The following is a 26,482-nucleotide window of genomic DNA, read 5'->3' on the forward strand; positions in this document are numbered from 1 at the left end:
CTTCGGGTTGTGAGGTTAAGCGACTAAGCGTACACGGTGGATGCCCTGGCAGTCAGAGGCGATGAAGGACGTGCTAATCTGCGATAAGCGTCGGTAAGGTGATATGAACCGTTATAACCGGCGATTTCCGAATGGGGAAACCCAGTGTGATTCGTCACACTATCATTACGTGAATACATAGCGTAATGAAGCGAACCGGGGGAACTGAAACATCTAAGTACCCCGAGGAAAAGAAATCAACCGAGATTCCCCCAGTAGCGGCGAGCGAACGGGGAGCAGCCCAGAGTCTGAATCAGCATGTGTGTTAGTGGAAGCGTCTGGAAAGTCGCACGATACAGGGTGAAAGTCCCGTACACCAAAATGCATATGTTGTGAACTCGAAGAGTAGGGCGGGACACGTGGTATCCTGTCTGAATATGGGGGGACCATCCTCCAAGGCTAAATACTCCTGACTGACCGATAGTGAACCAGTACCGTGAGGGAAAGGCGAAAAGAACCCCGGCGAGGGGAGTGAAAAAGAACCTGAAACCGTGTACGTACAAGCAGTGGGAGCCTCTTTATGGGGTGACTGCGTACCTTTTGTATAATGGGTCAGCGACTTATATTCTGTAGCAAGGTTAACCGAATAGGGGAGCCGAAGGGAAACCGAGTCTTAACTGGGCGTTAAGTTGCAGGGTATAGACCCGAAACCCGGTGATCTAGCCATGGGCAGGTTGAAGGTTGGGTAACACTAACTGGAGGACCGAACCGACTAATGTTGAAAAATTAGCGGATGACTTGTGGCTGGGGGTGAAAGGCCAATCAAACCGGGAGATAGCTGGTTCTCCCCGAAAGCTATTTAGGTAGCGCCTCGTGAACTCATCTTCGGGGGTAGAGCACTGTTTCGGCTAGGGGGTCATCCCGACTTACCAACCCGATGCAAACTACGAATACCGAAGAATGTTATCACGGGAGACACACGGCGGGTGCTAACGTCCGTCGTGAAGAGGGAAACAACCCAGACCGCCAGCTAAGGTCCCAAAGTCACAGTTAAGTGGGAAACGATGTGGGAAGGCTCAGACAGCCAGGATGTTGGCTTAGAAGCAGCCATCATTTAAAGAAAGCGTAATAGCTCACTGGTCGAGTCGGCCTGCGCGGAAGATGTAACGGGGCTAAACTGTGCACCGAAGCTGCGGCAGCGACACTATGTGTTGTTGGGTAGGGGAGCGTTCTGTAAGCCGTTGAAGGTGTGTCGTGAGGCATGCTGGAGGTATCAGAAGTGCGAATGCTGACATAAGTAACGATAAAGCGGGTGAAAAGCCCGCTCGCCGGAAGACCAAGGGTTCCTGTCCAACGTTAATCGGGGCAGGGTGAGTCGACCCCTAAGGCGAGGCCGAAAGGCGTAGTCGATGGGAAACAGGTTAATATTCCTGTACTTGGTGTTACTGCGAAGGGGGGACGGAGAAGGCTATGTTGGCCGGGCGACGGTTGTCCCGGTTTAAGCGTGTAGGTGGGAAGTTTAGGTAAATCCGGACTTCTGTTAACACTGAGACGTGATGACGAGGCACTACGGTGCTGAAGTAACAAATGCCCTGCTTCCAGGAAAAGCCTCTAAGCATCAGGTAACATTGAATCGTACCCCAAACCGACACAGGTGGTCAGGTAGAGAATACCAAGGCGCTTGAGAGAACTCGGGTGAAGGAACTAGGCAAAATGGTGCCGTAACTTCGGGAGAAGGCACGCTGATATGTAGGTGAAGCGGTTTACCCGTGGAGCTGAAATCAGTCGAAGATACCAGCTGGCTGCAACTGTTTATTAAAAACACAGCACTGTGCAAACACGAAAGTGGACGTATACGGTGTGACGCCTGCCCGGTGCCGGAAGGTTAATTGATGGGGTTAGCGGCAACGCGAAGCTCTTGATCGAAGCCCCGGTAAACGGCGGCCGTAACTATAACGGTCCTAAGGTAGCGAAATTCCTTGTCGGGTAAGTTCCGACCTGCACGAATGGCGTAATGATGGCCAGGCTGTCTCCACCCGAGACTCAGTGAAATTGAACTCGCTGTGAAGATGCAGTGTACCCGCGGCAAGACGGAAAGACCCCGTGAACCTTTACTATAGCTTGACACTGAACATTGAGCCTTGATGTGTAGGATAGGTGGGAGGCTTTGAAGTGTGGACGCCAGTCTGCATGGAGCCAACCTTGAAATACCACCCTTTAATGTTTGATGTTCTAACGTAGACCCGTGATCCGGGTTGCGGACAGTGTCTGGTGGGTAGTTTGACTGGGGCGGTCTCCTCCCAAAGAGTAACGGAGGAGCACGAAGGTTAGCTAATCCTGGTCGGACATCAGGAGGTTAGTGCAATGGCATAAGCTAGCTTGACTGCGAGCGTGACGGCGCGAGCAGGTGCGAAAGCAGGTCATAGTGATCCGGTGGTTCTGAATGGAAGGGCCATCGCTCAACGGATAAAAGGTACTCCGGGGATAACAGGCTGATACCGCCCAAGAGTTCATATCGACGGCGGTGTTTGGCACCTCGATGTCGGCTCATCACATCCTGGGGCTGAAGTAGGTCCCAAGGGTATGGCTGTTCGCCATTTAAAGTGGTACGCGAGCTGGGTTTAGAACGTCGTGAGACAGTTCGGTCCCTATCTGCCGTGGGCGCTGGAGAATTGAGGGGGGCTGCTCCTAGTACGAGAGGACCGGAGTGGACGCATCACTGGTGTTCGGGTTGTCATGCCAATGGCATTGCCCGGTAGCTACATGCGGAAGAGATAAGTGCTGAAAGCATCTAAGCACGAAACTTGCCCCGAGATGAGTTCTCCCTGACTCCTTGAGAGTCCTGAAGGAACGTTGAAGACTACGACGTTGATAGGCTGGGTGTGTAAGTGCAGCGATGCATTGAGCTAACCAGTACTAATGAACCGTGAGGCTTAACCTTACAACGCCGAAGATGTTTTGGCGAAGAGACATCGATAAGTAAGCTTGATAACAGATTAAATTAACCGGCGTAAGCGGGTTAATACAACAGAATTTGCCTGGCGGCACTAGCGCGGTGGTCCCACCTGACCCCATGCCGAACTCAGAAGTGAAACGCCGTAGCGCCGATGGTAGTGTGGGGTCTCCCCATGCGAGAGTAGGGAACTGCCAGGCATCAAATAAAACGAAAGGCTCAGTCGAAAGACTGGGCCTTTTGTTTTATCTGTTGCTTGTCGGTGAACGCTCTCCTGAGTAGGACAAATCCGCCGGGAGCGGATTTGAACGTTGCGAAGCAACGGCCCGAAGGGTGGCGGGCAGGACGCCCGCCATAAACTGCCAGGCATCAAATAAGCAGAAGGCCATCCGGAAGGATGGCCTTTTTGCGTTGGCGCGAAAAAACCTGCCGGATGGCGGCTGCGCCTTATCCGGCCTTGTATCTTGAACTGGTAGCTGATTAGCTATCAGCTACATGAAACGGGAGAAGCTTGTATCCGGCCTGAAGACATCGATCTTTCGACGTAGCTTAAGCCTCCCGTTTCACCTTTCACGTCACTCAAAATCCGAACGGTAACCAGAAGCTCTGACTTCGTATGTACAAGGCTGGAATGACGTGTTGGCTCAGGTGAAAGGAGATTCTCGATGTGTACTCTCGGTATTGATGTCAGTAAAAATAAAATCGATGTTTGTCTGCTTACTGCCGGTCCCGGCGGCAAAAAAAAACACAAAGTTCTGACCAATGAACCCGACGTCTCCAGCAAAGTTATCGACTGGCTGAGCGCACAAAAATGCGTTCCGGAAAGTGTGACGGTCGTGCTGGAAGCGACGGGTATCTACCATGAAAATCTGGCATATGGCCTGCATGAAGCCGGTGTCAGAGTCTGCATGGCTAATCCCTATCGTGTTCGTGAATTTGCCAGCGGGATGGGTATTCTCAACAAGAATGATGCTGTGGATGCCTTCGTTCTGGCCTGTTATGGCGAGCTGAAACACCCGAATGCCTGGGTTCCACCTTCGCCCGAAGTCCGCAAGCTGAGGGCGCTGCTGCGCCAGCGGGATGCCCTGAAAGAGGATGTTCAGCGCACGGTGAACCGGCTGGAAAAAGCGAATTCCACAACCACTCCGCAGGAGGTCATCCGTTCACTTGAGCGGACGAAAAGCTGGCTGAGCGATGAACTGGCCCGGATAGAAAAACTCATAACCGATCATACAGATAACGATCCGGGGTTGAAGGCTGATCTTGATTTACTGAAATCGATCAAGGGCGTTAAAGATCAGGTCGGGCGGGAGATGCTGGCACTGCTGAAAGACGGGACGTTCAAAAGCGCCTCACAGGTCGCGGCTTATCTGGGTATCACGCCGGTAGAGAAAACGTCGGGGAGTTCGGTACGTGGCAGACCCCATATGTCAAAGACAGGGCCGTCGGAAGTACGGGCTAAGCTGTATGTTGCAGCGCTGAGCGCGTGCCGCTGGAACAAACAGGCAAAAGCTGTTTATGAACGACTGGTCGCAAAGGGTAAAGCCAAAAAAGCCGCACTGGGAGCGGTTATGCGCAAACTGGTGCATTTATGCTTCGGAGTGTTAAAAACGCGGCTTCTCTGGGACGAAAATTATGCAGCTACCGCTTGACGTTCAAGACGGTAGCTACAAAAGAACAAACCCCACCGAATGGCACGAACCCGTAGGCCCTGTAAGCGCAGCGCCACCGGGCAACACAGCGCGCACTATCCCTTCAAATACGCCAGGTTCAACAACGGATACGGCTTCCCAAGATCGTCCACCTCACTGCGTCCTGTCACCCTAAACCCCATCTTCTTATAAAACCCAACCGCCTGCTCGTTCTGCTCATTCACATTGGTCGTTAACGCCGGTGCCTGAGAAAGCGCATGTTCAACCAACAAACGGCCAACCCCCATACCACGCACATCAGGGTCCACAAACAATGCATCCATATGCTGCCCGCTCAACAACATAAAACCAACCGGCTCATCCTGCGTATTGGCTGCAACCCACAACGGTGCCTCCGGTAAAAATGAGCGTACCAGCCTCTCCAGCTCAGCCCGATACTCAGCAGACAAAAAATGGTGCGTGGCATCAACAGAACGGCACCAGACGGCCACCAGTTTTTCCCCTTCATCGTGCCGGGAACGGCGAATACTAATAACCATAGATACTCCTTTTATTTATTCTTATATTCTACGGTAATGTTGTCGGTGAAACTTTCTCACCTTTCACATGCAGACTCGACATTTCACTTATTCCTGGTTATTGTCAGCTATCTGGATGTCTAAACGTTTATACGTATGTTGTGAGGTAACAAGGTTATGCCGATTCGGGTGCAGGACGAGCTACCAGCCGTCAATTTCTTGCGTGATGAAAATGTCTTTGTAATGACCGCATCACGCGCAACAGGTCAGGAAATCCGTCCGCTTAAGGTCCTGATTCTTAACCTGATGCCGAAGAAAATCGAAACGGAAAACCAGTTTCTGCGTCTTCTCTCTAACTCGCCGTTGCAGGTGGATATCCAGCTGTTACGCATCGACGCGCGGGAATCTCGCAATACGCCAACTGAGCACCTGAATAACTTCTACTGTAATTTCGACGAGATCCGCGATCAGAACTTCGACGGACTGATTGTCACCGGTGCGCCGTTGGGGTTGGTCGAGTTTAATGATGTCGCCTACTGGCCGCAGATAAAGCAGGTGCTGGAGTGGGCAAAAGATCACGTTACCTCCACGCTGTTTGTCTGTTGGGCCGTTCAGGCCGCGCTGAACATTCTGTATGGCATCCCAAAACAGACCCGCAGCGACAAACTCTCTGGCGTCTATGAGCACCACATTCTTCAGCCACACGCCTTGCTTACGCGCGGGTTTGATGACAGTTTCCTCGCCCCACACTCACGCTATGCCGATTTCCCGGCAGCGTTGATTCGCGACTATACCGACCTCGATATTCTGGCGGAAACAGACGGCGGAGATGCTTACCTCTTTGCCAGCAAAGACAAGCGCATTGCATTTGTGACGGGTCACCCTGAGTACGACGCTAACACGCTGGCAGGCGAATTTTTCCGGGACGTGGATGCCGGCCTTAGTCCGGAAGTGCCGCACAATTACTTCCCGAAAAACGACCCGCAGAATAAACCGCGCGCCACCTGGCGTAGCCATGGCAATCTGCTGTTTGCCAATTGGCTCAACTATTACGTCTACCAGATCACGCCATACGATCTGCGGAATATGAATCCAACGCTGGACTGATCGTCTACGTCTCTCGATCCTAAAGCGTTTCAGCACTCTTCCTCAGGCACCTTCGGGTGCCTTTTTTATTTCCGAAACGCACCTCAATCAATTAAAAAATTTTAATTCCATTCTAATCATCAAGTTACATGTAATTTAAATTAAAAATGGAAATCGTTTTTGATTTTTATTAATTCCTGGATAGTCTTAAAAGTGTTGAATGAAAACTATGCATAGATCGTCCGTTCACCCCAGCGGATCGATCGGAATACATAATGAGGATCAGCACAATGACACAACAGGCAACAACGGCGGATGAACTGGCGTTTACCGAACCTTTTACCGGGCAGGAGCAGCAGATTTTAACGGCAGAAGCCGTTGAATTTATCAGTGAACTGGTGACGCGCTTTACGCCGAAGCGCAATAAACTGCTGGCTGCGCGCATTCAGCAACAGCAGGATATCGATGACGGAAAGTTGCCTGATTTTATTTCGGAAACTGCTTCCATTCGTAATAGTGACTGGAAAATCCGCGGTATCCCGGAAGACTTACAGGATCGCCGCGTAGAGATCACCGGTCCCGTTGAACGCAAAATGGTGATTAACGCGCTGAATGCCAACGTAAAAGTCTTTATGGCTGATTTCGAGGATTCACTGGCGCCGGACTGGAACAAAGTGATTGATGGGCAAATCAACCTGCGCGATGCCGTGAACGGCACCATCAGCTACACCAATGAAGCCGGGAAAATCTACCAGTTGAAACCCAATCCCGCGCTGCTGATTTGTCGCGTGCGTGGCCTGCATTTACCGGAGAAACACGTTACCTGGCGCGGTGAAGCCATTCCGGGCAGCTTGTTTGATTTCGCGCTCTACTTCTTCCACAACTACAAAGCATTGCTGGAGAAAGGCAGCGGCCCTTACTTCTACCTGCCGAAAACCCAGGCCTGGCAGGAAGCGGCCTGGTGGAGTGAAGTCTTCAGCTATGCGGAAGATCGCTTTGACCTGCCGCGCGGCACCATCAAAGCCACCCTGCTGATTGAAACGTTGCCCGCCGTCTTCCAGATGGATGAAATCCTGCACGCGCTGCGCGATCACATTGTCGGCCTGAACTGTGGCCGCTGGGATTACATCTTCAGCTACATTAAAACCCTGAAAAACCACCCGGACCGCGTGTTGCCTGACCGCCAGGTGGTGACGATGGACAAACCGTTCCTCAGCGCTTATTCACGCCTGCTGATTAAAACCTGCCACAAACGCGGCGCGTTCGCGATGGGCGGCATGGCGGCGTTTATCCCGAGCAAAGACGCCGAGCGAAATACGCAGGTGCTCAACAAAGTCAAAGCGGATAAATCGCTGGAAGCCAATAACGGTCACGATGGCACATGGGTGGCGCATCCGGGGCTGGCGGACACCGCAATGGCGGTTTTCAACGATGTGCTCGGCGAGCATAAAAATCAGTTATTCGTGACCCGCAGCGCCGATGCGCCGATCACCGCCGAACAACTGCTGGCCCCCTGTGACGGTGAACGTACCGAAGAGGGCATGCGCGCCAATATTCGCGTCGCGGTGCAGTACATCGAAGCGTGGATCTCCGGCAACGGCTGCGTCCCTATCTACGGCCTGATGGAAGATGCGGCGACGGCGGAAATCTCGCGTACCTCCATCTGGCAGTGGATCCATCATGAGAAAACCCTGAGCAACGGCAAAGCCGTCACCAAAGCGCTGTTCCGCCAGATGCTGGCCGAAGAGTTGTTGGTGATTCAGGAAGAGCTGGGCGAGCACCGCTTCAGCAGCGGGCGCTTCGACGACGCCGCGCGCCTGATGGAGCAGATCACCACCTCCGACGACCTTATCGACTTCCTGACTCTGCCAGGCTACCGCCTGTTAGCGTAAATCACCACATAACAATATGGAGCATCTGCACATGAAAACCCGTACACAACAAATTGAAGAATTACAGAAAGAGTGGACTCAACCGCGCTGGGAAGGCATTCGTCGCCCCTACAGCGCCGAGGAAGTGGTGAAATTACGCGGCTCGGTTAACCCGGAGTGCACGCTGGCGCAACTGGGTGCGGCGAAAATGTGGCGACTGCTGCACGGTGAGTCGAAGAAAGGCTACGTCAACAGCCTCGGTGCGCTGACCGGCGGCCAGGCGTTGCAGCAGGCGAAAGCGGGTATTGAGGCGATTTACCTCTCCGGCTGGCAGGTAGCGGCTGACGCCAACCTGGCATCAAGTATGTATCCGGATCAATCCCTTTATCCGGCGAACTCGGTGCCTGCGGTGGTGGATCGGATCAACAACACCTTCCGTCGTGCGGATCAGATCCAGTGGGCGTCCGGTATCGAACCGAACGATCCGCGTTATACCGATTATTTCCTGCCGATCGTCGCCGATGCTGAAGCCGGTTTCGGCGGCGTGCTGAATGCGTATGAACTGATGAAATCGATGATTGAGGCCGGTGCAGCGGCCGTTCACTTCGAAGATCAGCTCGCGTCGGTGAAGAAGTGCGGTCATATGGGCGGTAAAGTGCTGGTTCCGACGCAGGAAGCTATTCAGAAACTGGTTGCAGCGCGCCTGGCGGCCGATGTTATGGGCGTGCCGACGCTTGTCATTGCGCGAACAGATGCGGATGCGGCGGATCTGATCACCTCTGATTGCGACGCTTACGATAGCGAATTCATCACCGGCGAGCGTACCAACGAAGGCTTCTTCCGTACCCGTGCGGGTATCGAGCAGGCAATTAGCCGTGGCCTGGCGTATGCGCCGTATGCAGACCTGGTATGGTGTGAAACCTCTACGCCGGACCTCGATCTCGCGCGCCGTTTTGCCGAGGCGGTCCACGCTAAATATCCGGGCAAGCTGCTGGCCTACAACTGCTCGCCGTCGTTCAACTGGCAGAAAAATCTGGACAATAAAACCATCGCCAGCTTCCAGCAACAACTGTCGGATATGGGCTACAAATACCAGTTCATCACCCTGGCGGGCATTCACAGCATGTGGTTCAACATGTTCGACCTGGCGCGCTCTTACGCGCAGGGTGAAGGCATGAAGCATTATGTTGAAAAAGTGCAGCAGCCTGAATTTGAAGCGGGCAAAGACGGTTACACCTTCGTTTCTCATCAGCAGGAAGTGGGGACGGGCTACTTCGATAAAGTGACGACCATTATTCAGGGCGGCGCTTCCTCAGTAACCGCGTTGACCGGTTCAACGGAAGAGTCACAGTTCTGATCCAGATGCCCGGTAGCGCGTCGCTTACCGGGCCTACACCGTTTTGTAGGCCGGATAAGCGTCAGCGCCATCCGGCATACCGCGCACCGGACGAGGTCGATTATGCCGCGTGGCCTGGAATTACTGATTGCCCACACCATTTTGCAAGGTTTTGACGCCCAGTACGGGCGCTTCCTGGAAGTGACGTCCGGCGCGCAGCAGCGCTTTGAACAGGCCGACTGGCATGCCGTACAGAAGGCGATGAAAAGCCGTATTCACCTTTATGATCATCATGTTGGCCTGGTGGTGGAGCAGTTGCGCTGCATCACCGATGGCAAAGGCGCGGATGCCGAATTTTTGTTACGCGTGAAAGAGCACTACACCGCGCTTCTCCCTGATTACCCTCGCTTCGAAATCGCGGAGAGCTTTTTTAACTCGGTTTACTGCCGGTTATTTGATCACCGCTCGCTCACACCGGAGCGGCTTTTTATTTTTAGCTCACAGCCGGAGCGCCGTTTCCGCACCATTCCACGCCCGCTGGCGAAGGATTTCTTTCCTGAACATGGCTGGGGGCTGCTGTTCAATCGCCTGCTGACAGACCTGCCGCTACGCCTGCCGTGGCAGAATAAACAGCGTGATATCAACTACATCATTGCGCATCTGAGTGAAACCTTCGGCCAGGCGATACTTCAACAATCGCACCTGCAGGTGGCGAACGAACTGTTTTATCGGAATAAAGCGGCATGGCTGGTGGGCAAGCTGGTGACGCCTGCCGCCACGTTGCCCTTTTTAGTACCCATTCACCGCACGGATGAAGGGGAACTGTTTGTCGATACCTGTCTGACCACCGCGACGGAAGCGAGCATTGTCTTTGGCTTCGCCCGCTCCTATTTCATGGTTTATGCGCCACTGCCGGCGGCGATGGTGGAATGGTTGCGCGAGATTCTGCCCGGCAAATCCACGGCGGAACTGTATATGGCGATTGGCTGCCAGAAGCATGCAAAAACCGAGAGTTACCGCGAATATCTGCATTACATCGCCAGCACCGATGAGCAGTTTATTGAGGCGCCAGGCATTCGTGGCATGGTGATGCTGGTATTTACGCTGCCAGGTTATGATCGCGTCTTCAAGGTCATCAAAGACAAATTTGCTCCGCAAAAAGAGATGAATGCCGCGCACGTTCGCGCCTGCTATCAACTGGTCAAAGAGCACGATCGCGTCGGGCGGATGGCGGACACTCAGGAGTTCGAAAACTTTGTGCTGGAGAAACGGCAAATCTCGCCTGCGCTGATGGCGCTATTGCAGCAGGAAGCGCCGGAGAAAATCACCGAACAGGGCGACCACATCGTTATCAGCCATCTTTATATCGAACGGCGCATGGTGCCGCTCAATATCTGGCTGGAGCAATCAGAGGGCCAGCAGTTGCGCGACGCGATTGAAGAGTACGGCAACGCCATTCGCCAGCTCGCCGCCGCCAATATTTTCCCCGGCGACATGCTGTTTAAAAACTTCGGCGTCACGCGTCATGGCCGCGTGGTGTTCTATGATTACGATGAAATTTGCTACATGACTGAAGTGAATTTCCGCGATATACCGCCCCCGCGCTACCCGGAAGACGAACTGGCCAGCGAACCCTGGTACAGCGTCTCGCCGGGCGATGTCTTCCCGGAGGAGTTTCGCCACTGGCTCTGCGCCGACCCGCGTATCGGCCCGCTGTTTGAAGAGATGCATGCCGACTTGTTCAGCGCCGACTACTGGCGCGGCCTACAGACGCGCATCAAAAATGGTCATGTGGAGGATGTTTACGCCTACCGTCGTCGCCAGCGTTTCAGCGTGCGTTATGGTATGCCAGAATCCCGCTTTTGCGAGCCTCTTTCCAGGAATACATCAAGTCATTTGTGAAACGCGATTTTGCGTTCTATGGTGGCCCCAGTTTGGATCAGAACGTATGTCATGTTGATTTCACTGGAGCAACCGATGCCTTCTTTCTATGATATTGCTAATAGCTATTCGAGCCATTTTAGACGGAAGGAGGCGGTATGCAGAGCATGCCCGCACAGCAAGCCAAGAACCAGTTTGGTGAATTATTGATGAAAGCCCAGCGCGAGCCCGTTGAAATCAGCAAGCATGGAAAACGTGTGGCCGTCGTTATCTCGCCAGAAGAGTATGACCACTATGTCCAGCTTAAATTGCAGAGCCTGAAATCCGTACTGGCAGAGTCTATCGCCCAGGCGGATAGAGGTGAACTTCATACCGCCGATGACGTATTTGGCCCACTGACTGATGATGAGCTCAACGCAAAGTAAGGATACAGTTCAGGGATGAGCGTACGGTTTACCACAATGGCGAAGGCGCATATCCGGGCGATTCGGGTTTACTCTGCGCAACGATGGGGAAGAGAGGTCGCTGAGACATATGCGGCTGTTTTACGTGCCACAATAACGAACGTTCTCGACAGGCATCCCTCGCCAGGCCGCGATCGCAGCGGCGATTTATTTTCTGGCGTGCGTAGCTTTCCGGTCGAAAGCCACGTGATTTACTATTGTGAGGTGCCGGCAGGGATTGTGGTTTTAGCCGTGCTGCATGAAAGGCAGGACCCAAATAATTATCTTTAGGCCCGCCAAAGTGCTTTAGCGCACCCCACCATACGCCAGCGTCACTTCCTTCGCCGCTTTGATCACCATCGCGCCAAACTCCGTTACCCGGTCGTCGGTAATGCGTGAAATCGGCCCGGAAATGGAGATCGCCGCAAACGGTTCGCGGTGCTCGTCGTAAATGCAGGACGCCACGCAGCGCAGCCCCAGCGCGTGTTCTTCATCATCAAAGGAATACCCGCGCTTGCGCGTTTGGGCGAGGTCTTCTTTTAAATGCACCGGCGATACCAGCGTCGCATGGGTATAGGCGTGCAGCCCTTTGCGGTGCAGTAAGCCGGTAACTTGCTCTTCACTCAGTTGCGATAAGAACGCCTTGCCCGCGCCGGAGGCGTGCATCGGCAGTTTGCCGCCAATGGGCGCAGACATGCGCATCAACTGCGTGCACTGAACCTGATCAATAATAATGGCCTGATGATCGCTTTGATCCAGCACCGCCAGGTTGACCGTCTCGCCGGAGTCTTCCATCAGTTTGCGCAGGATAGGATGGACAATCGCCAGCAAATTACGGCTCTGCAAAAAGCTGCTGCCGACGATAAACGCATGCGCACCCACCGCCCAGTGCCCCAGTTCGCCCACCTGGCGGACGAAACCCTGCTGCTGCATGGTGGTGAGCAAACGGTGAGTGGTGGAATTGGGCAACCCGGCCTGCTGGGCGAGTTCAGTCAGCGCAACGCTACCGTTTGATTCGGCAATCCATTCCAGTAATTTCAGCCCGCGCGTTAAAGACTGAACCTGGCCACTCGGCACAGCGGCGGCTGCGGCGGGTTTTCTTCCGCGCTTTGCGGGAACGGTGGCAACCATAGCGAACTCCTGTTTCTGTATCGTGGAAATCATTTTCGTTTTATTTGATTATAATGCAATCACCAGACTTACTGATCCGATGAGTCATGGTGAACTTGTCTCATGTAGCGCGTTGTTCTCTTTTCCACCATCAGGGTTTATGCCAGTATGGTCTATTGCCGTTTTTTTCTCTGGGTTTGGTTGAGCGTGGTCGGGAGTGCGTGTGAGCAGCAAAGTTGAACAATTACGTCAGCAGTTAAATGATCGAATTCTGGTTCTGGACGGGGGCATGGGCACCATGATCCAGAGCTATCGCCTGAGCGAAGCGGATTTTCGCGGCGCGCGTTTTGCCGACTGGCCGTGCGACCTCAAAGGTAACAACGACCTGCTGGTGTTGAGCAAGCCGGAGGTGATCTCCGCCATTCATGATGCCTACTTCGACGCGGGCGCGGATATCATTGAAACCAACACCTTTAACTCCACGACCATCGCCATGGCGGATTACCAGATGGAATCCCTGTCGGCGGAAATCAACTTCGCTGCCGCCAAACTGGCGCGCGCCTGCGCCGATGAGTGGACCGCACGCACGCCGGAAAAACCGCGCTATGTGGCAGGCGTTCTTGGCCCCACCAACCGCACGGCGTCCATCTCACCGGACGTCAACGACCCGGCATTCCGCAATATCACCTTTGATGGGCTGGTGGCCGCATACCGGGAATCGACGAAAGCGCTGGTGGAAGGCGGCGCGGACCTGATCCTGATTGAAACCGTCTTCGACACCCTCAACGCCAAAGCGGCGATTTTTGCAGTCAAAGAAGAGTTTGAAGCGCTGGGCGTCGACCTGCCGATCATGATTTCCGGCACCATCACCGATGCCTCCGGGCGTACCCTCTCCGGGCAAACTACGGAAGCGTTTTATAACTCCCTGCGCCACGCCGAAGCGCTGACCTTTGGACTGAACTGTGCGCTGGGGCCGGATGAACTGCGCCAGTACGTACAGGAGCTGTCGCGGATTGCGGAATGCTACGTCACCGCGCACCCCAACGCCGGGCTGCCAAACGCCTTTGGCGAATACGATCTCGATGCCGACACGATGGCAAAACAGATCCGCGAATGGGCGGAAGCGGGTTTCCTCAATATCGTCGGCGGTTGCTGTGGCACCACGCCGGAACACATTGCTGCGATGAGCCGCGCCGTTGCCGGGCTGCCACCGCGCAAGCTGCCTGAACTGCCCGTCGCCTGCCGCCTGTCTGGCCTGGAGCCGCTGAACATTGGCGACGACAGCCTGTTTGTGAACGTGGGTGAACGCACCAACGTCACCGGTTCCGCTAAGTTCAAGCGCCTGATTAAAGAAGAGAAATACAGCGAAGCGCTGGATGTGGCTCGCCAGCAGGTGGAAAGCGGCGCACAGATTATCGATATCAACATGGATGAAGGGATGCTCGATGCCGAAGCGGCGATGGTGCGTTTCCTCAACCTGATTGCGGGCGAGCCGGATATCGCTCGCGTGCCGATTATGATCGACTCCTCGAAATGGGACGTCATCGAAAAAGGTCTGAAGTGCATTCAGGGCAAAGGCATCGTCAACTCCATCTCGATGAAAGAGGGCGTGGAGACCTTTATGCACCATGCCAAACTGCTGCGTCGCTACGGCGCGGCGGTGGTGGTGATGGCCTTTGACGAGCAGGGTCAGGCCGACACCCGCGCGCGTAAAATCGAAATTTGCCGCCGGGCGTACAAAATTCTCACCGAGGAAGTCGGTTTCCCGCCGGAAGATATCATCTTCGACCCGAACATCTTCGCGGTGGCGACCGGGATTGACGAGCACAACAACTATGCGCAGGACTTTATCGGCGCCTGTGAAGACATCAAACGCGAACTGCCGCATGCGCTGATTTCCGGCGGTGTCTCTAACGTCTCGTTCTCGTTCCGTGGTAACGATCCGGTGCGTGAAGCCATTCACGCGGTATTCCTCTACTACGCCATCCGCAACGGTATGGATATGGGGATTGTGAACGCCGGGCAACTGGCGATTTACGACGACCTGCCTGCTGAACTGCGCGACGCGGTGGAGGATGTGATCCTCAATCGTCGCGACGATGGCACCGAGCGTTTGCTGGATCTTGCCGAGAAATATCGCGGCAGCAAAACCGACGACACCGCCAACGCCCAGCAGGCCGAATGGCGTTCGTGGGACGTGAAAAAACGCCTCGAATACTCGCTGGTGAAAGGCATCACTGAATTTATCGAGCTGGATACGGAAGAGGCGCGTCAGCAGGCTGAACGCCCCATTCAGGTGATTGAAGGCCCGCTGATGGATGGCATGAACGTGGTCGGCGACCTGTTTGGCGAGGGCAAAATGTTCCTGCCGCAGGTGGTGAAATCGGCGCGCGTTATGAAACAAGCGGTGGCGTATCTCGAACCGTACATTGAAGCCAGCAAAGAGAAAGGCTCCAGCAACGGTAAGATGGTGATCGCGACCGTAAAAGGCGATGTCCACGATATCGGCAAAAACATCGTCGGCGTGGTGTTGCAGTGCAACAACTACGAAATCATCGACCTGGGCGTGATGGTGCCTGCCGACAAAATCCTGAAAACCGCCAGGGAAGTGAATGCGGACCTGATTGGCCTCTCCGGCTTGATCACCCCGTCGCTGGATGAAATGGTTAACGTGGCGAAAGAGATGGAGCGTCAGGGCTTCACCATCCCGCTGCTGATCGGCGGTGCGACCACTTCAAAAGCGCATACAGCGGTAAAAATCGAGCAGAACTATAGCGGCCCGACGGTGTATGTGCAGAACGCCTCGCGCACCGTTGGCGTGGTTGCGGCGCTGCTTTCCGATACCCAGCGTGACGACTTCGTCGCCCGCACGCGTAAAGAGTATGAGACCGTGCGTATTCAGCACGGGCGTAAGAAACCGCGCACGCCGCCAGTGACCTTGCAGGCCGCGCGCGAAAACGATCTGGCATTCGACTGGGCGAGCTACACGCCGCCGGTGGCTCATCGTCTTGGCGTGCAGGAAGTGGAAGCCAGTATCGAAACGCTGCGCAACTACATCGACTGGACGCCGTTCTTTATGACCTGGTCGCTGGCCGGGAAATACCCGCGCATTCTTGAAGACGAAGTCGTTGGTGAAGAAGCGCAGCGTCTGTTTAAAGATGCCAATGAGTTACTCGACAAACTGAGCGCCGGGAAAACGCTGAATCCGCGCGGCGTGGTCGGCCTGTTCCCGGCAAACCGTGTGGGTGACGACATTGAAATCTACCGTGACGAAACGCGTACTCACGTGCTTACCGTCAGCCGTCATTTACGCCAGCAGACCGAGAAAGTGGGCTTCGCAAACTACTGTCTTTCCGACTTTGTCGCGCCAAAACTGAGCGGTAAAGAAGACTACATCGGCGCGTTCGCCGTCACCGGTGGGCTGGAAGAAGATGCGCTGGCGGATGCTTTTGAAGCGCAGCACGATGATTACAATAAAATCATGGTGAAAGCGATTGCCGACCGCCTGGCGGAAGCCTTTGCTGAATATCTGCATGAGCGCGTGCGTAAAGTTTACTGGGGCTATGCGCCGAACGAGAACCTCAGCAACGAAGAACTGATCCGCGAAAACTATCAGGGCATTCGCCCGGCGCCCGGTTACCCGGCTTGCCCGGAACACACGGAAAAGGGCACTATCTGGGAACTGCTGGACGTCGAAAAACACACCGGCATGAAGCTGACAGAATCGTTCGCCATGTGGCCCGGCGCGTCGGTCTCCGGCTGGTATTTCAGCCACCCGGACAGCAAGTACTACGCGGTCGCGCAAATTCAGCGTGACCAGGTGGAAGATTACGCCCGCCGCAAAGGAATGAGCGTAGAGGAAGTTGAACGCTGGCTGGCTCCGAATCTGGGGTATGACGCGGACTAACGTCACTTTTCCTTACAACAAACAGGGCGCTCATTGAGCGCCCTGTCTCTTTCTTGTGAGTAAACCCTTATACTGGAAGAAGGCTTCGTCGGTTTTGCCCGGTGGCGCTGCGCTTACCGGGCCTACATGGTTCGCCGTCGGATTCACGACTTGCCTGTAGGCCGGATAAGCGCAGCGCCATCCGGCAGAACCGCGCAGATAGCCTCAGGAAAACAATAACGATAAGGAGAACCCCACTCTGTGTTAACGCTGTTACACCTGCTTTCCGCTGTCGCCCTCCTGGTTTGGGGCACCCACATTGTCCGCACGGGCGTGATGCGCGTCTTCGGCGCGCGCCTGCGTACCGTCCTCAGCCGTAGTGTTGAGAAGAAACCGCTCGCCTTCTGCGCGGGCATTGGCGTCACTGCGCTGGTGCAGAGCAGTAACGCCACGACCATGCTGGTGACGTCGTTCGTCGCCCAGGACCTGGTCGCCCTGACGCCCGCCCTGGTGATTGTGTTGGGGGCCGACGTGGGGACCGCGCTGATGGCGCGTATCCTCACCTTCGATTTATCCTGGCTGTCGCCGCTGCTGATTTTTATCGGCGTGATCTTCTTCCTCGGCCGCAAACAGTCGCGTGCCGGGCAACTGGGGCGCGTCGGGATTGGCCTTGGCCTGATTTTGCTGGCGCTGGAACTCATCGTCCAGGCGGTCACGCCGATCACCCAGGCCAACGGCGTACAGGTGATCTTTGCCTCGCTCACCGGCGATATCATGCTGGATGCACTGATTGGCGCGATGTTCGCCATCGTCAGTTATTCGAGCCTGGCTGCCGTGCTGCTGACCGCCACGCTAACCACGGCGGGGATTATTTCCTTCCCGGTGGCGCTGTGTCTGGTGATTGGCGCTAACCTCGGCTCCGGCCTGCTGGCTATGCTCAACAACAGCGCCGCCAATGCTGCCGCTCGCCGCGTGGCGCTGGGTAGTTTGCTGTTCAAGCTGGTGGGCGGTCTGGTCATTCTGCCGTTTGTCCATGTGCTGGCGGATACTCTGCACAAACTGCCGCTGCCGGAATCGGAACTGGTTATCTATTTCCACGTCTTCTACAACCTGATTCGCTGCGTGGTGATGATCCCGTTCGCCGAGCCGATGGCGCGTTTCTGCAAACGAATGATCCGCGATGAACCTGAACTGGACGCACGCCTGAAGCCCAAGCATCTCGATACCACCGCCCTCGACACGCCAACGCTGGCGTTAGCCAATGCCGCGCGTGAAGCGCTGCGTATCGGCGATGCGATGGAGTTGATGCTTGAAGGGTTGAAAAAGGTCATGCACGGCGAGCCGCGCGAGGAGAAAGAGCTGCGCAAGCTGGCGGACGACATTAACGTGCTCTACACCGCCATCAAGCTCTATCTGGCACGCATGCCGAAGGATGAACTGGCGGAGGAGGAATCCCGGCGCTGGGCGGAAATCATCGAGATGTCGCTCAACCTGGAGCAGGCGTCGGATATCGTGGAACGTATGGGCAGTGAGATCGCCGATAAATCGCTGGCGGCCCGCCGCGCGTTCTCGCTTGAAGGGCTGAAGGAACTGGATGCGCTTTACGATCAACTGCTGAGTAACCTGCAACTGGCGATGTCGGTGTTCTTCTCCGGTGACGTCACCAGCGCGCGCCGCCTGCGCCGCAGCAAGCATCGCTTCCGCATCCTGAATCGCCGTTACTCGCACGCGCACGTTGATCGTCTACACCAGCAGAACGTGCAGAGTATTGAAACCAGCTCGCTACACCTTGGCCTGCTGGGCGATATGCAGCGTCTCAACTCGCTATTTTGTTCAGTGGCTTACAGCGTGCTGGAGCAGCCGGACGAAGATGACGAACGGGATGATTATTAGTGCGTTTTGACACCGGATGCGCAGCCCTTATCTCGCCTACAATTGGCACAATCTGTAGGCCGGATAAGCGCAGCGCATCCGGCAAAATCTTTTACAAACGGTGTCCAGCCTCCAGCGGCACCGCCTCTTCACCTGCTTTAAACAGATAGTTGGTGTTTGGCCCACCAAGCGTCGCGATTTCACCGTTCACCTGAATCCAGTTACCCTCCGGTAAACCAATCACCGTCAGCTCTGGCGCGGCAACCAACAGTTCGCGGATGCGTTGTTCGCGCGTTTCACCCTGGTGCCCTTCCGGCAGCGCATTGGTGAAGTGCGGGTTAATTTGCAGCGGGAACAGCCCCAGTGCATCAAAACCTTGCGGATCGACAATCGGCATATCATTGGTAGTGCGAATGGTTGGGCAAGCCAGGTTCGAGCCTGCGCTCCAGCCGATGTACAGCGCGCCGCGCTTCACCACATCAACAATCGGTACCAGCAGCCCGCGTTCGCGGCTCTCTTTCAGCAACTGGAAGGTATTCCCTCCGCCGACAATCACGAGGTCCGCATTTTCAATAGCCGCAATCGGATCGGCAGCGTTATGAATACCGACGACCGACACGCCCATTGGCTCAAAGACCGCTGCCGTTTTTGCCGTGTAGGCGTCCCACGTTTGTGTCACGCCCGCGAAGGGAATAAATACCGCCGAACGGCGACCGTTTAGCGCGCCACGAATCAGCGGCAGCGCATGTTCCAGCCAGGCTTTACCCGGCAGCGTCGAGTTACTTAACAGCAGCAGTTCCATTCTTTCTCCAGACAATCAGGGAATTAAGGGGTTGATGACTATGCTATCACGCCGGGTGATAAGACTCGCTGACGAGGTTCACGGAGTTCTGGAAGAAGCACGCAAGTTGAAGATTAATCTGTCAGCTGTGTTAACCGAAGCGCTGCTGGAGAAATTTTGCGAAAAAAGAAGGGAGACGTGGCTGCAGGAGAATAAAGAGTCAATTGAATCCGTTAACCAATGGGCTGACGGGAACGGTTCGTTCAGCGATTTTCAACGACCGTTCTGATGGACCCATTCTGCATTTGTATGTATTAGCGTTCGATGATTGATAAAGTGCGCTTTGTTCATGCCGGATGCGGCGTGAACGCCTTATCCGGCCTACAAACGCGTGCAAATTCAATATAGTGAAGGAACTCGTAGGCCTGATAAGCGTAGCGCATCAGGCAATTTCGCGTTTGTCATCAGTATGAGCGCCTGTTAAGGCGCTCATGTCCTCACCCCTCGCGCGCAAACCTTGCCGCTTCAGCAATCAGCTGCGCATCGGGTCGCACGCCGGTATACATCGCGAATTGCTCGACGGCCTGTAAGGCAATCACCTCCGCGCCGCTGATCGTCTGCTTATCAAGCCGTTGCGCCAGGCGAATGAGCGGCGTTTCCGGCGGCAATGCCACAACGTCAAAAACGACGCTTGCCGCAGAGACCATCGCTTCGCTGAAGGCCAGCTCATGGCTCTCTTTACCGCCGGTCATGCCGACGGGCGTCACGTTGACCAGAATATCGCAGGCGATACCTTCCGGCTGCGGTTGCCACTGAAACCCATACTGCTTCGCCAGCGCCAGGCCGCTCTCGCGGTTGCGGGCGGCGATGACGACATTCGTAAACCCCGCGTCGCGAAAGGCGGCAATCACCGCTTTGCCCATTCCACCGCTGCCGCGAATCATCACGCGTGCGGCGGCATTCAGCTGGTGGTGGGTTATCAGGCTTTTCACCGCGATATAGTCGGTATTAAACCCAGTCAGCCTGCCGTCGTCATTCACGATAGTATTCACCGAATCAATGACCTTCGCCGACGGATCGATAGCATCGAGCAAGGGCATGCAGCTTTCTTTAAACGGCATCGACACGGCGCAGCCGCGAATACCCAACGCGCGAACGCCGTTCACCGCCGCAGCAATATCCTCGGTGGTGAACGCTTTATAGATGAAATTCAGCCCCAGCTTTTCATACAGATAATTGTGAAAGCGCGTGCCGAAGTTACCGGGGCGACCGGCCAGCGACATGCAGAGTTGAGTCTCGCGATTAATCATGGGTAATTGCCTCTGCATGAGCGAGCAGGTATTGCTCCGCTTCACCGGACCAGACTCCCTGATGACGTGTCATAATCGCCGCCAGTCCTTTATCCTGGATCTGCGTGAGTGAAGTCAGCGGCAGATATTTTCCGGTATACACCAGCTTTTTCCCGCCGCCGACGGCAGGCAATTCCAGCGTGGTTTCGCCCGCGGCATTCAGCCCAAGAATATGTGTTACCACTTTTGCAGCCTGCACTTTTTTCTCTTCAATCAGTTTGACCGCCGCGCGCATGTCGTCGGTATTGCCGCCTGACGTGCCCACGTAGTGGGTAAACGCGTAATGCACATCGTAGAAATTAATCGGCGCGCTGAAGTGTTTATCCTGTGGCCCGGCGAAAAAGTTCATACAGCCGTCGGCCGCCAGCAGCGAAGAGGCGAGGGTAACCAGCCCTTCATTGGGCACGAAAACGAAAATATCATCGAAACCGTGGCCGCCGCTGAGCGCCATTAACGTCTCGTACGAGGCGTCGGTTGCATTGAGATAATGAATCAGCGTTTGCGGCTCTGACGGATAGTGTTTCCGCGCATAGCTCAGCTTGTCGTTATTGGTATCGGTGACGATTAATAGCGACGGGTTAACCGGCCCATGCAGGGCGTAATCAATCGCCAGCAGCCCCATCGGGCCTGTGCCGCCGAGGATCAGCGTCCGTCCCTGCGGGCGAATCCCCATCTTGTGGTTATAAGTGCCTTCCTGCAGATGATAGTTGGCGTTGAATGCGCCAATCACGCAGGAGAGTGGTTCAACCAGCGAGCCTTCAAAGTAGGTTTCGCCTTCATATGCCAGCAGGCAATCCTGTTCCATAACCTCGTTGGGGATAACCACATGCGTCGCTTCGCCGCCCACCCACGGGAAGGAGTAGCCTGGGCAGTCCGGGCGATCCGGCAGTTGCAGGTTAGCCTGAATCACATAGCGCTGGCCGGGCTGGAACTTATGCTGCCATTTTTTACCGACGGCCAGAATATCGCCGCAAAACTCATGGCCGATGATGATCGGGTTAGTCGCCACATCGTTGGGTACTTTCTTGTGGTTTTCGCCCAGATTGGCCTCTTTCCAGGAGGAAAGACACAGGCTGTCGGTGACCACTGTCGCCAGAATTTCATCTTCCTGCATTTCAGGAAGGTCAAAGGTTTCCAGACGCAGGTCACGTTTACCGTAAAGACGCAGAGCTGTTGTTTTCATAAACCACCTCATGTTGAGCGATGGCCCCGGCAGTTGCGCCGGGGCGAAGAATCAGGACAGGAAGCCCAGCGCATTGCCGATAATCCCTAAGCCAAACAGGGCAAAGATCAGCCATACCGGGTTAATTTTTTTGTTGAGCAGACGCACCATCAGCAGCGTCAAACCCAGCGCCAGCAGGCCAGGGCAGAGCTGATCGAGAATGTTCTGCACGGTCATGGTGACGGTGGAACCGTCTGCGGCAGGTGTTTGCGAGACGACCAGCGGCACGTTGATTGAGGTCCATTTGGTGACCAGCACGCCCATCACGAACAGGCCAAGAATCGAGGCACCTTCGGTCAGTTTTTGCAGCACATTCCCGCCCATATCGCTGACGATATTCACGCCTTTGCGAAAGCCGAGCTGTAGCCCATACCACTTCATCGCCAGACGCACTGCGTTGAAAATAAAGAAGAACAGCAGCGGGCCGAGAATGTTGCCGGATAACGCCAGCGAGGCGCCAAGCGCGGCGGTAATCGGGCGCAAGGTCCCCCAGACCAGCGGATCGCCGACCCCGGCCAGCGGGCCCATCAGGCCAACTTTGATACCGTTGATGGCGCCGTCATCAATTTCGGCGCCGTTGGCGCGCGCTTCTTCCATGGCGGCGGTCACACCGATGACCGGGCCACACACGGCTGGCGTGGTATTGAAGAACACCAGATGGCGCTTCAGCGCGGCGACCTGGTCTTCTTTCAGTGGATAGAGGCGCTTAATGGCAGGGATCATGTCGTAGCAAAAGCCCAGCCCATGAATACGTTCAAAGTTAAAGGACGCCTGTTGCAGGTTGGAGCGCAGAAACATGCTCACCAGATCGCTGCGTGTGATTTTTCTCTGTTCCATGATGGGCTCCGTTAGTCGTCAAGCTGGTCAAGGGCGGTGGAAGAGGTGGCCTGCGTTTGCGGTGCGGCTTTACGCCACTGTGGATTCAGCTGGATATAGACCAGCGCGATAATCACGCCGACGCCGCCAAAGGCCAGCAGGCTGAGGTCGAGATAGCCGCCCGCGATAAAACCGAGGAAAAAGAAGGGCATCAGATACTTCACGCCCATCATGCGCAGCACCATGGCATAGCCGACGACGACAATAAAACCGCCCGCAATTTGCAGACCACGCGTGACGAATTCCGGTATCGCGCTCAGCATATTGCTGACCATGTCGGCGCTGACGAACAGCGAGACAATCAGTGCCGGAATGGCGACGCGCAGCGCCTGCACACCCAGTGCGGAGACATGCAGAATATCGATGGTGCGAAAGCGCGCCTCTTCAGCAGCTTTATCCGCCGCGTGCTGGAACACCACGGTGATGGTGCGGGCGAAGACCGTCAGCACCTGGCCTGCCGCCGCCACAGGAAGGGCGATTGCGATGCCCGTGGCGATACTTTGCTGCCCGACGATAACCAGAATGGCGGAGATAATGCTGGCGAGCGCGGAATCCGGAGACTGTGCCGCGCCGACGTTCATCCAGCCGAGCGCGATAAGCTCCAGCGTGCCGCCGAGCATAATCCCGGTTTTGATGTCGCCAAGTATTAAGCCGATCACCGTACAGGCGATAAGCGGACGGTGAGTCTGAAATTCATCCAGCACGCTGCCCATTCCGGCAATACAGGAAAAGAGAAATATTGCTATGATTTGTAGGGTACTTATTTCCATTATTTGTCACCTTTTAAGTGTCGTCATCCCTGCCTGTTAAAGCATTCGTACACAGGCGCTATTATTTAATATGTAGCTAACTGTTCGTTTATTTTGTCGATAATATTGATTGAGAGATCGGACGCCACGACGCGTAAATCCAGGGTGACGCCAAGATTATTCAACTCATTAAATGCGTTAATATCATCGTCATCTAATGATACGGCTTTGGTTAACTGTTTTTTACCGGGCCGCCAGGCCATTCCCCCAATATTCAGGGTGCCGATTTTTACGCCCTGGCGAACCATCTCTAAGGCATCCTGAGGTCGGGTGAAAAGATAAAAAACGGTTTCGTCCTGATATTGTGGGTTGTGATAAACCGCGACGGCTTTTTCAATATTGACCACGTTAACCTTCATTCCCGGCGGCGCAGCCTGACGCAATAAGGTTCGGCGAACTTCATCGTTATACACCTCGTCATTGCAGATAATAATGCGCTGGGCATTAGCCACTTTCGACCATACGGTGGTGACCTGGCCGTGGATCAGGCGGTCATCAATGCGGGCGAGCGTAATGTTCATCAGAAATCCTCCTCAGCCGTTTCCAGTTGTTTCCAGACGACGCAGGTTTGCGTTGCGATTTGCGTCAGGTGTTCACACAGTTCATCAACGTTCATGCTGCCCTGGTTATCGACCAGTTCGAGCGCCAGGGGCAGAGAAAGGCCGCTGATCACCCGCAGGCACGGGTTACGCATTGCAAGCGTCGCGGCCGCATTCCATGGGCTGCCGCATTGTAAATCCACGGCAATCAGCCACTCGTCCTGATTGTGAATACTCACTAACTTTTCCAGCTTTGCCACGATGTCTCCGGCGTTCTCGCCGGGTACAAATTCAACCGCCTCGACATTGGCGTCGCCGTATACCATCTGAACCGATTCCAGCATGGCGCAGGCTAATTTGCCGTGGGCGCAAAAAATGGCATTGACCATAAAGCCTCCTTACCCGCGCGTTTTGCCGCCCGCGATGTTAGTGGTTACTCCGGTGATGTAGCTGGCGCGTTCGGACAGCAGATAACAAACAAAATCAGCTACTTCTGCTAATCTTCCGGAACGCCCAATAGGAATGGAATTTTTGGTGTAGCCTTCGCGCAGTTGCTCAACGGTGATATTGCGCGTCCACGCCAGCGCTTCTTCATATTCCGGCGTGCGCAGCCCGGTTTTTTCCAGAATTCCCGGCGCGATGCCGACCACACGGATACCGTGTTTACCCAGCTCTTTCGACCAGGAGCGGGTGAAACTATTGAGCGCTGCTTTGGTGGCGGCGTAGCAGCTCTGGCCCTCTGAGCCTTCCAGCCCGCTTTCCGAGGAGACGTTCACAATCACACCATCGTGTTGTTTGACCATCTGTCGCGCCACTGCCTGTGACATCAGAAAAACGCCTTTCTGGTTGATATTGACCATTTTTTCGAATGCCGCTTCGTTTAATTCATACTGACCAGCAGGCGCTTTCTCATCGACCAGCAGACGCGGGAAATTGACCCCAGCGTTGTTGACCAGGCCATCAATACGGCCAAAGCGCTGGATAATTTCAGCGACCGTATGATTCACCTCTTTGGCGCTGGAAATATCGGTCGGCCAGAACTGATAGCCTTTATGACCTTCATATTGACCGTCGCCACCGTGAATATCGGCCATCTGCACGTTTGCGCCTTGTGCTAATAATTCTTCCACAATTGCCAGACCAATGCCGGATGCGCCGCCGGTGACAATAATGGTTTTATCCTGCAAATTTAACCACGTTTGCATAACAGACTCCTGATTTTAGGTAACAGAGGCCCGCCGTAATTTTTCATTACGGTAAAAGTCGGGCAGATTTTTTATTTCAGTAACAGTTCCGCTGTGTCGCTATTCGTAACCAGACAATTAATATATTTTCCGCGTAGTGCGCCAATAATTCCGCTGTATTTTTCTTCGCCCATGGCAATGCCGATGGAATAACGTGCCTGCTTTAATTTATTCATTTCGATTGAGAGCGTTTTCTCACTCATATTGGTATCGACCGTTACGCCGTGAATATCATAAAAGCGTGAGCAAATATCGCCGGCGACCTGGCGGGCATTCAGGTCGTCACTCTCTTCGCCGCCATAAAATGCATGCCAGTTAGCGCCATCGCGAATGGCCGGGGAACCAATCCCCACTAGGGCGACATCCAGATTATCCCAGTAGGCCGAGATGGTTTTAAAGTGCTGAGACTGCATGATCCCATTACGAATTAATGGGTTATCCAATAGGGCAGGAAAATCTGCGAGATGCGATTCCCCTTTCAGCTTCGCCGCCGCGCCGTAGGTTAATGTGTTCACGTGATAGCGGCTTTCAAGTTTTCCGGACGGCCCACCGATAATCGGCACACAGATTAACTGCCGGGATTGCGCCGCCTGCGGTAGATTTTCGACCAGTGCGCGTACCGCGCGGCCCCAGGAAAAACCGACAATATCGCCAGGTTCCAGCAAGCGATCCAACAGCTGCGCGCCGTGTAACCCCATCACCGCCAGTTGCACGTCTTCCTCTTCATCGTGCCCCGACACCACCACAGCTTCTTTCAGGGCAAACTTTTGCTTCAGCTGCTGCTCCAGCCAGAGGTTTTCGTTGTAGTCGTAGTTGATGGCGATGATGACAATGCCCTGCTCGCGGCCCCGCTTAAGCAAGCGGCTGATGGTGGTCCGATAAATCCCCAGTTCGCGTGCGATTTGTGCCTGCGTCATATCCTGTTCGTAATAGAGTTGGGCAATCTTCACAATCAAACGGATATCGTCACTGTTTTCCATTGCCGCCTCCTGGTTCTGCACATTTGTGCAAATACGCTTTTTAACCGCTTGATCTGATATAACCCCATCCCGTTAGCCTTTAAAAGCGATTTTTC

20 protein-coding genes, 2 rRNA genes and 1 pseudogene are annotated in these 26,482 nt (G+C 54.7%); 12 read left to right on the forward strand and 11 right to left on the reverse strand.

The window, feature by feature from the left end; translation table 11 throughout:
- Window positions 1–13: 13 nt before the first annotated feature.
- From AC1MKH_RS01140 to AC1MKH_RS01150, 3 genes are all read left to right on the forward strand, one after another.
- Window positions 14–2,920: ribosomal RNA gene (locus AC1MKH_RS01140) — 23S ribosomal RNA — on the forward strand.
- Between the two features lie 96 nt (window positions 2,921–3,016).
- Window positions 3,017–3,132: ribosomal RNA gene (gene rrf, locus AC1MKH_RS01145) — 5S ribosomal RNA — on the forward strand.
- A 465-nt stretch (window positions 3,133–3,597) separates the two neighbouring features.
- Window positions 3,598–4,584, forward strand: coding sequence for an IS110 family RNA-guided transposase (locus AC1MKH_RS01150; protein WP_488450733.1), 987 nt, complete (start codon window positions 3,598–3,600; stop codon window positions 4,582–4,584).
- A gap of 95 nt (window positions 4,585–4,679) precedes the next feature.
- Here the strand turns inward: AC1MKH_RS01150 and AC1MKH_RS01155 are convergent, their stop codons facing one another.
- Window positions 4,680–5,123 carry an acetyltransferase gene (locus AC1MKH_RS01155; RefSeq protein WP_276222235.1) on the reverse strand — a complete coding sequence of 148 codons (444 nt, stop codon included), beginning with the start codon at window positions 5,121–5,123 and terminating at the stop codon, window positions 4,680–4,682.
- Between the two features lie 156 nt (window positions 5,124–5,279).
- Here AC1MKH_RS01155 and metA point away from each other — a divergent pair, with 156 nt between their 5' ends.
- The 6 genes from metA to AC1MKH_RS01185 all read left to right on the forward strand — a co-directional run bounded on the left by metA (window position 5,280) and on the right by AC1MKH_RS01185 (window position 12,010).
- Window positions 5,280–6,209, forward strand: coding sequence for a homoserine O-acetyltransferase MetA (metA, locus tag AC1MKH_RS01160; RefSeq protein ID WP_276222232.1), 930 nt, complete (start codon window positions 5,280–5,282; stop codon window positions 6,207–6,209).
- A 269-nt stretch (window positions 6,210–6,478) separates the two neighbouring features.
- The gene (gene aceB, locus AC1MKH_RS01165) at window positions 6,479–8,080 is read left to right on the forward strand and encodes a malate synthase A (RefSeq protein WP_276222230.1); all 1,602 of its coding nucleotides are present in this window, start codon (window positions 6,479–6,481) and stop codon (window positions 8,078–8,080) included.
- 31 nt (window positions 8,081–8,111) lie between these two features.
- Window positions 8,112–9,416 (forward strand): isocitrate lyase, encoded by a 1,305-nt coding sequence (gene aceA / locus AC1MKH_RS01170; protein ID WP_276222228.1) that lies wholly within the window; start codon window positions 8,112–8,114, stop codon window positions 9,414–9,416.
- Window positions 9,417–9,518: 102 nt separating this feature from the next.
- Window positions 9,519–11,297 (forward strand): bifunctional isocitrate dehydrogenase kinase/phosphatase, encoded by a 1,779-nt coding sequence (aceK, locus tag AC1MKH_RS01175; RefSeq protein WP_276222226.1) that lies wholly within the window; start codon window positions 9,519–9,521, stop codon window positions 11,295–11,297.
- Window positions 11,298–11,434: 137 nt separating this feature from the next.
- Window positions 11,435–11,701 carry a type II toxin-antitoxin system Phd/YefM family antitoxin gene (locus tag AC1MKH_RS01180; RefSeq protein WP_276222224.1) on the forward strand — a complete coding sequence of 89 codons (267 nt, stop codon included), beginning with the start codon at window positions 11,435–11,437 and terminating at the stop codon, window positions 11,699–11,701.
- A gap of 36 nt (window positions 11,702–11,737) precedes the next feature.
- The gene (locus AC1MKH_RS01185; protein WP_488451567.1) at window positions 11,738–12,010 is read left to right on the forward strand and encodes a type II toxin-antitoxin system RelE/ParE family toxin; all 273 of its coding nucleotides are present in this window, start codon (window positions 11,738–11,740) and stop codon (window positions 12,008–12,010) included.
- 15 nt (window positions 12,011–12,025) lie between these two features.
- Here AC1MKH_RS01185 and iclR read toward each other — a convergent pair whose 3' ends face one another.
- Complete coding sequence (iclR, locus tag AC1MKH_RS01190; RefSeq protein ID WP_276222220.1) at window positions 12,026–12,850, reverse strand: glyoxylate bypass operon transcriptional repressor IclR; 825 nt, start codon at window positions 12,848–12,850, stop codon at window positions 12,026–12,028.
- 202 nt (window positions 12,851–13,052) lie between these two features.
- Here iclR and metH point away from each other — a divergent pair, with 202 nt between their 5' ends.
- Both metH and AC1MKH_RS01200 read left to right on the forward strand, forming a co-directional pair.
- Window positions 13,053–16,736, forward strand: a complete 3,684-nt coding sequence (gene metH / locus AC1MKH_RS01195) for a methionine synthase (protein ID WP_276222218.1) — start codon at window positions 13,053–13,055, stop codon at window positions 16,734–16,736.
- Between the two features lie 240 nt (window positions 16,737–16,976).
- Window positions 16,977–18,608, forward strand: coding sequence for a Na/Pi cotransporter family protein (locus AC1MKH_RS01200; RefSeq protein WP_276222216.1), 1,632 nt, complete (start codon window positions 16,977–16,979; stop codon window positions 18,606–18,608).
- A 91-nt stretch (window positions 18,609–18,699) separates the two neighbouring features.
- Here AC1MKH_RS01200 and pepE read toward each other — a convergent pair whose 3' ends face one another.
- Complete coding sequence (pepE, locus tag AC1MKH_RS01205) at window positions 18,700–19,389, reverse strand: dipeptidase PepE (RefSeq protein WP_276222214.1); 690 nt, start codon at window positions 19,387–19,389, stop codon at window positions 18,700–18,702.
- Between the two features lie 85 nt (window positions 19,390–19,474).
- Here pepE and AC1MKH_RS01210 point away from each other — a divergent pair.
- Window positions 19,475–19,657: pseudogene (locus AC1MKH_RS01210) on the forward strand (type II toxin-antitoxin system CcdA family antitoxin); the annotation flags it as partial.
- A 208-nt stretch (window positions 19,658–19,865) separates the two neighbouring features.
- Here AC1MKH_RS01210 and AC1MKH_RS01215 read toward each other — a convergent pair.
- From AC1MKH_RS01215 to AC1MKH_RS01250, 8 genes are all read right to left on the reverse strand, one after another.
- Window positions 19,866–20,678 carry a shikimate 5-dehydrogenase gene (locus AC1MKH_RS01215; RefSeq protein WP_276222212.1) on the reverse strand — a complete coding sequence of 271 codons (813 nt, stop codon included), beginning with the start codon at window positions 20,676–20,678 and terminating at the stop codon, window positions 19,866–19,868.
- Window positions 20,671–21,900, reverse strand: a complete 1,230-nt coding sequence (gene sorE / locus AC1MKH_RS01220) for an L-sorbose 1-phosphate reductase (RefSeq protein WP_276222210.1) — start codon at window positions 21,898–21,900, stop codon at window positions 20,671–20,673. The genes AC1MKH_RS01215 and sorE overlap by 8 nt, the downstream gene beginning before the upstream one ends.
- Window positions 21,901–21,951: 51 nt before the next feature.
- Window positions 21,952–22,776: a PTS system mannose/fructose/sorbose family transporter subunit IID gene (locus AC1MKH_RS01225; RefSeq protein WP_015966358.1), complete on the reverse strand. Its 825-nt coding sequence runs from the start codon at window positions 22,774–22,776 to the stop codon at window positions 21,952–21,954.
- Between the two features lie 11 nt (window positions 22,777–22,787).
- Window positions 22,788–23,585, reverse strand: coding sequence for a PTS mannose/fructose/sorbose transporter subunit IIC (locus tag AC1MKH_RS01230; RefSeq protein ID WP_276222208.1), 798 nt, complete (start codon window positions 23,583–23,585; stop codon window positions 22,788–22,790).
- A gap of 65 nt (window positions 23,586–23,650) precedes the next feature.
- Window positions 23,651–24,145 (reverse strand): PTS sugar transporter subunit IIB, encoded by a 495-nt coding sequence (locus AC1MKH_RS01235; RefSeq protein WP_276222206.1) that lies wholly within the window; start codon window positions 24,143–24,145, stop codon window positions 23,651–23,653.
- The gene (locus tag AC1MKH_RS01240; RefSeq protein ID WP_276222205.1) at window positions 24,145–24,552 is read right to left on the reverse strand and encodes a mannose/fructose/sorbose PTS transporter subunit IIA; all 408 of its coding nucleotides are present in this window, start codon (window positions 24,550–24,552) and stop codon (window positions 24,145–24,147) included. Before AC1MKH_RS01240 ends, AC1MKH_RS01235 begins: the two co-directional genes overlap by 1 nt.
- Before the next feature lie 9 nt (window positions 24,553–24,561).
- Window positions 24,562–25,368, reverse strand: a complete 807-nt coding sequence (locus AC1MKH_RS01245) for an SDR family oxidoreductase (RefSeq protein WP_015966354.1) — start codon at window positions 25,366–25,368, stop codon at window positions 24,562–24,564.
- 71 nt (window positions 25,369–25,439) lie between these two features.
- Window positions 25,440–26,387 (reverse strand): sugar-binding transcriptional regulator, encoded by a 948-nt coding sequence (locus AC1MKH_RS01250; RefSeq protein ID WP_276222202.1) that lies wholly within the window; start codon window positions 26,385–26,387, stop codon window positions 25,440–25,442.
- Between the last annotated feature and the right edge of the window lie 95 nt (window positions 26,388–26,482).

The sequence above is a fragment of the Pseudocitrobacter sp. CD920760 genome (assembly GCF_057782505.1).

What these genes read in the sequence shown, in the direction of transcription:
- pepE (WP_276222214.1), bottom strand. Translation starts at nt 19,389, where the DNA reads ATGGAACTGCTGCTGTTAAGTAACTCGACGCTGCCGGGTAAAGCCTGG.
- AC1MKH_RS01215 (WP_276222212.1), bottom strand. Translation starts at nt 20,678, where the DNA reads ATGATTAATCGCGAGACTCAACTCTGCATGTCGCTGGCCGGTCGCCCC.
- iclR (WP_276222220.1), bottom strand. Translation starts at nt 12,850, where the DNA reads ATGGTTGCCACCGTTCCCGCAAAGCGCGGAAGAAAACCCGCCGCAGCC.
- AC1MKH_RS01240 (WP_276222205.1), bottom strand. Translation starts at nt 24,552, where the DNA reads ATGGTCAATGCCATTTTTTGCGCCCACGGCAAATTAGCCTGCGCCATG.
- AC1MKH_RS01185 (WP_488451567.1), top strand. Translation starts at nt 11,738, where the DNA reads ATGGCGAAGGCGCATATCCGGGCGATTCGGGTTTACTCTGCGCAACGA.
- AC1MKH_RS01230 (WP_276222208.1), bottom strand. Translation starts at nt 23,585, where the DNA reads ATGGAAATAAGTACCCTACAAATCATAGCAATATTTCTCTTTTCCTGT.
- aceK (WP_276222226.1), top strand. Translation starts at nt 9,519, where the DNA reads ATGCCGCGTGGCCTGGAATTACTGATTGCCCACACCATTTTGCAAGGT.
- AC1MKH_RS01155 (WP_276222235.1), bottom strand. Translation starts at nt 5,123, where the DNA reads ATGGTTATTAGTATTCGCCGTTCCCGGCACGATGAAGGGGAAAAACTG.
- metA (WP_276222232.1), top strand. Translation starts at nt 5,280, where the DNA reads ATGCCGATTCGGGTGCAGGACGAGCTACCAGCCGTCAATTTCTTGCGT.
- AC1MKH_RS01250 (WP_276222202.1), bottom strand. Translation starts at nt 26,387, where the DNA reads ATGGAAAACAGTGACGATATCCGTTTGATTGTGAAGATTGCCCAACTC.
- AC1MKH_RS01180 (WP_276222224.1), top strand. Translation starts at nt 11,435, where the DNA reads ATGCAGAGCATGCCCGCACAGCAAGCCAAGAACCAGTTTGGTGAATTA.
- AC1MKH_RS01235 (WP_276222206.1), bottom strand. Translation starts at nt 24,145, where the DNA reads ATGAACATTACGCTCGCCCGCATTGATGACCGCCTGATCCACGGCCAG.
- sorE (WP_276222210.1), bottom strand. Translation starts at nt 21,900, where the DNA reads ATGAAAACAACAGCTCTGCGTCTTTACGGTAAACGTGACCTGCGTCTG.
- AC1MKH_RS01245 (WP_015966354.1), bottom strand. Translation starts at nt 25,368, where the DNA reads ATGCAAACGTGGTTAAATTTGCAGGATAAAACCATTATTGTCACCGGC.
- aceB (WP_276222230.1), top strand. Translation starts at nt 6,479, where the DNA reads ATGACACAACAGGCAACAACGGCGGATGAACTGGCGTTTACCGAACCT.
- aceA (WP_276222228.1), top strand. Translation starts at nt 8,112, where the DNA reads ATGAAAACCCGTACACAACAAATTGAAGAATTACAGAAAGAGTGGACT.
- AC1MKH_RS01225 (WP_015966358.1), bottom strand. Translation starts at nt 22,776, where the DNA reads ATGGAACAGAGAAAAATCACACGCAGCGATCTGGTGAGCATGTTTCTG.
- AC1MKH_RS01150 (WP_488450733.1), top strand. Translation starts at nt 3,598, where the DNA reads ATGTGTACTCTCGGTATTGATGTCAGTAAAAATAAAATCGATGTTTGT.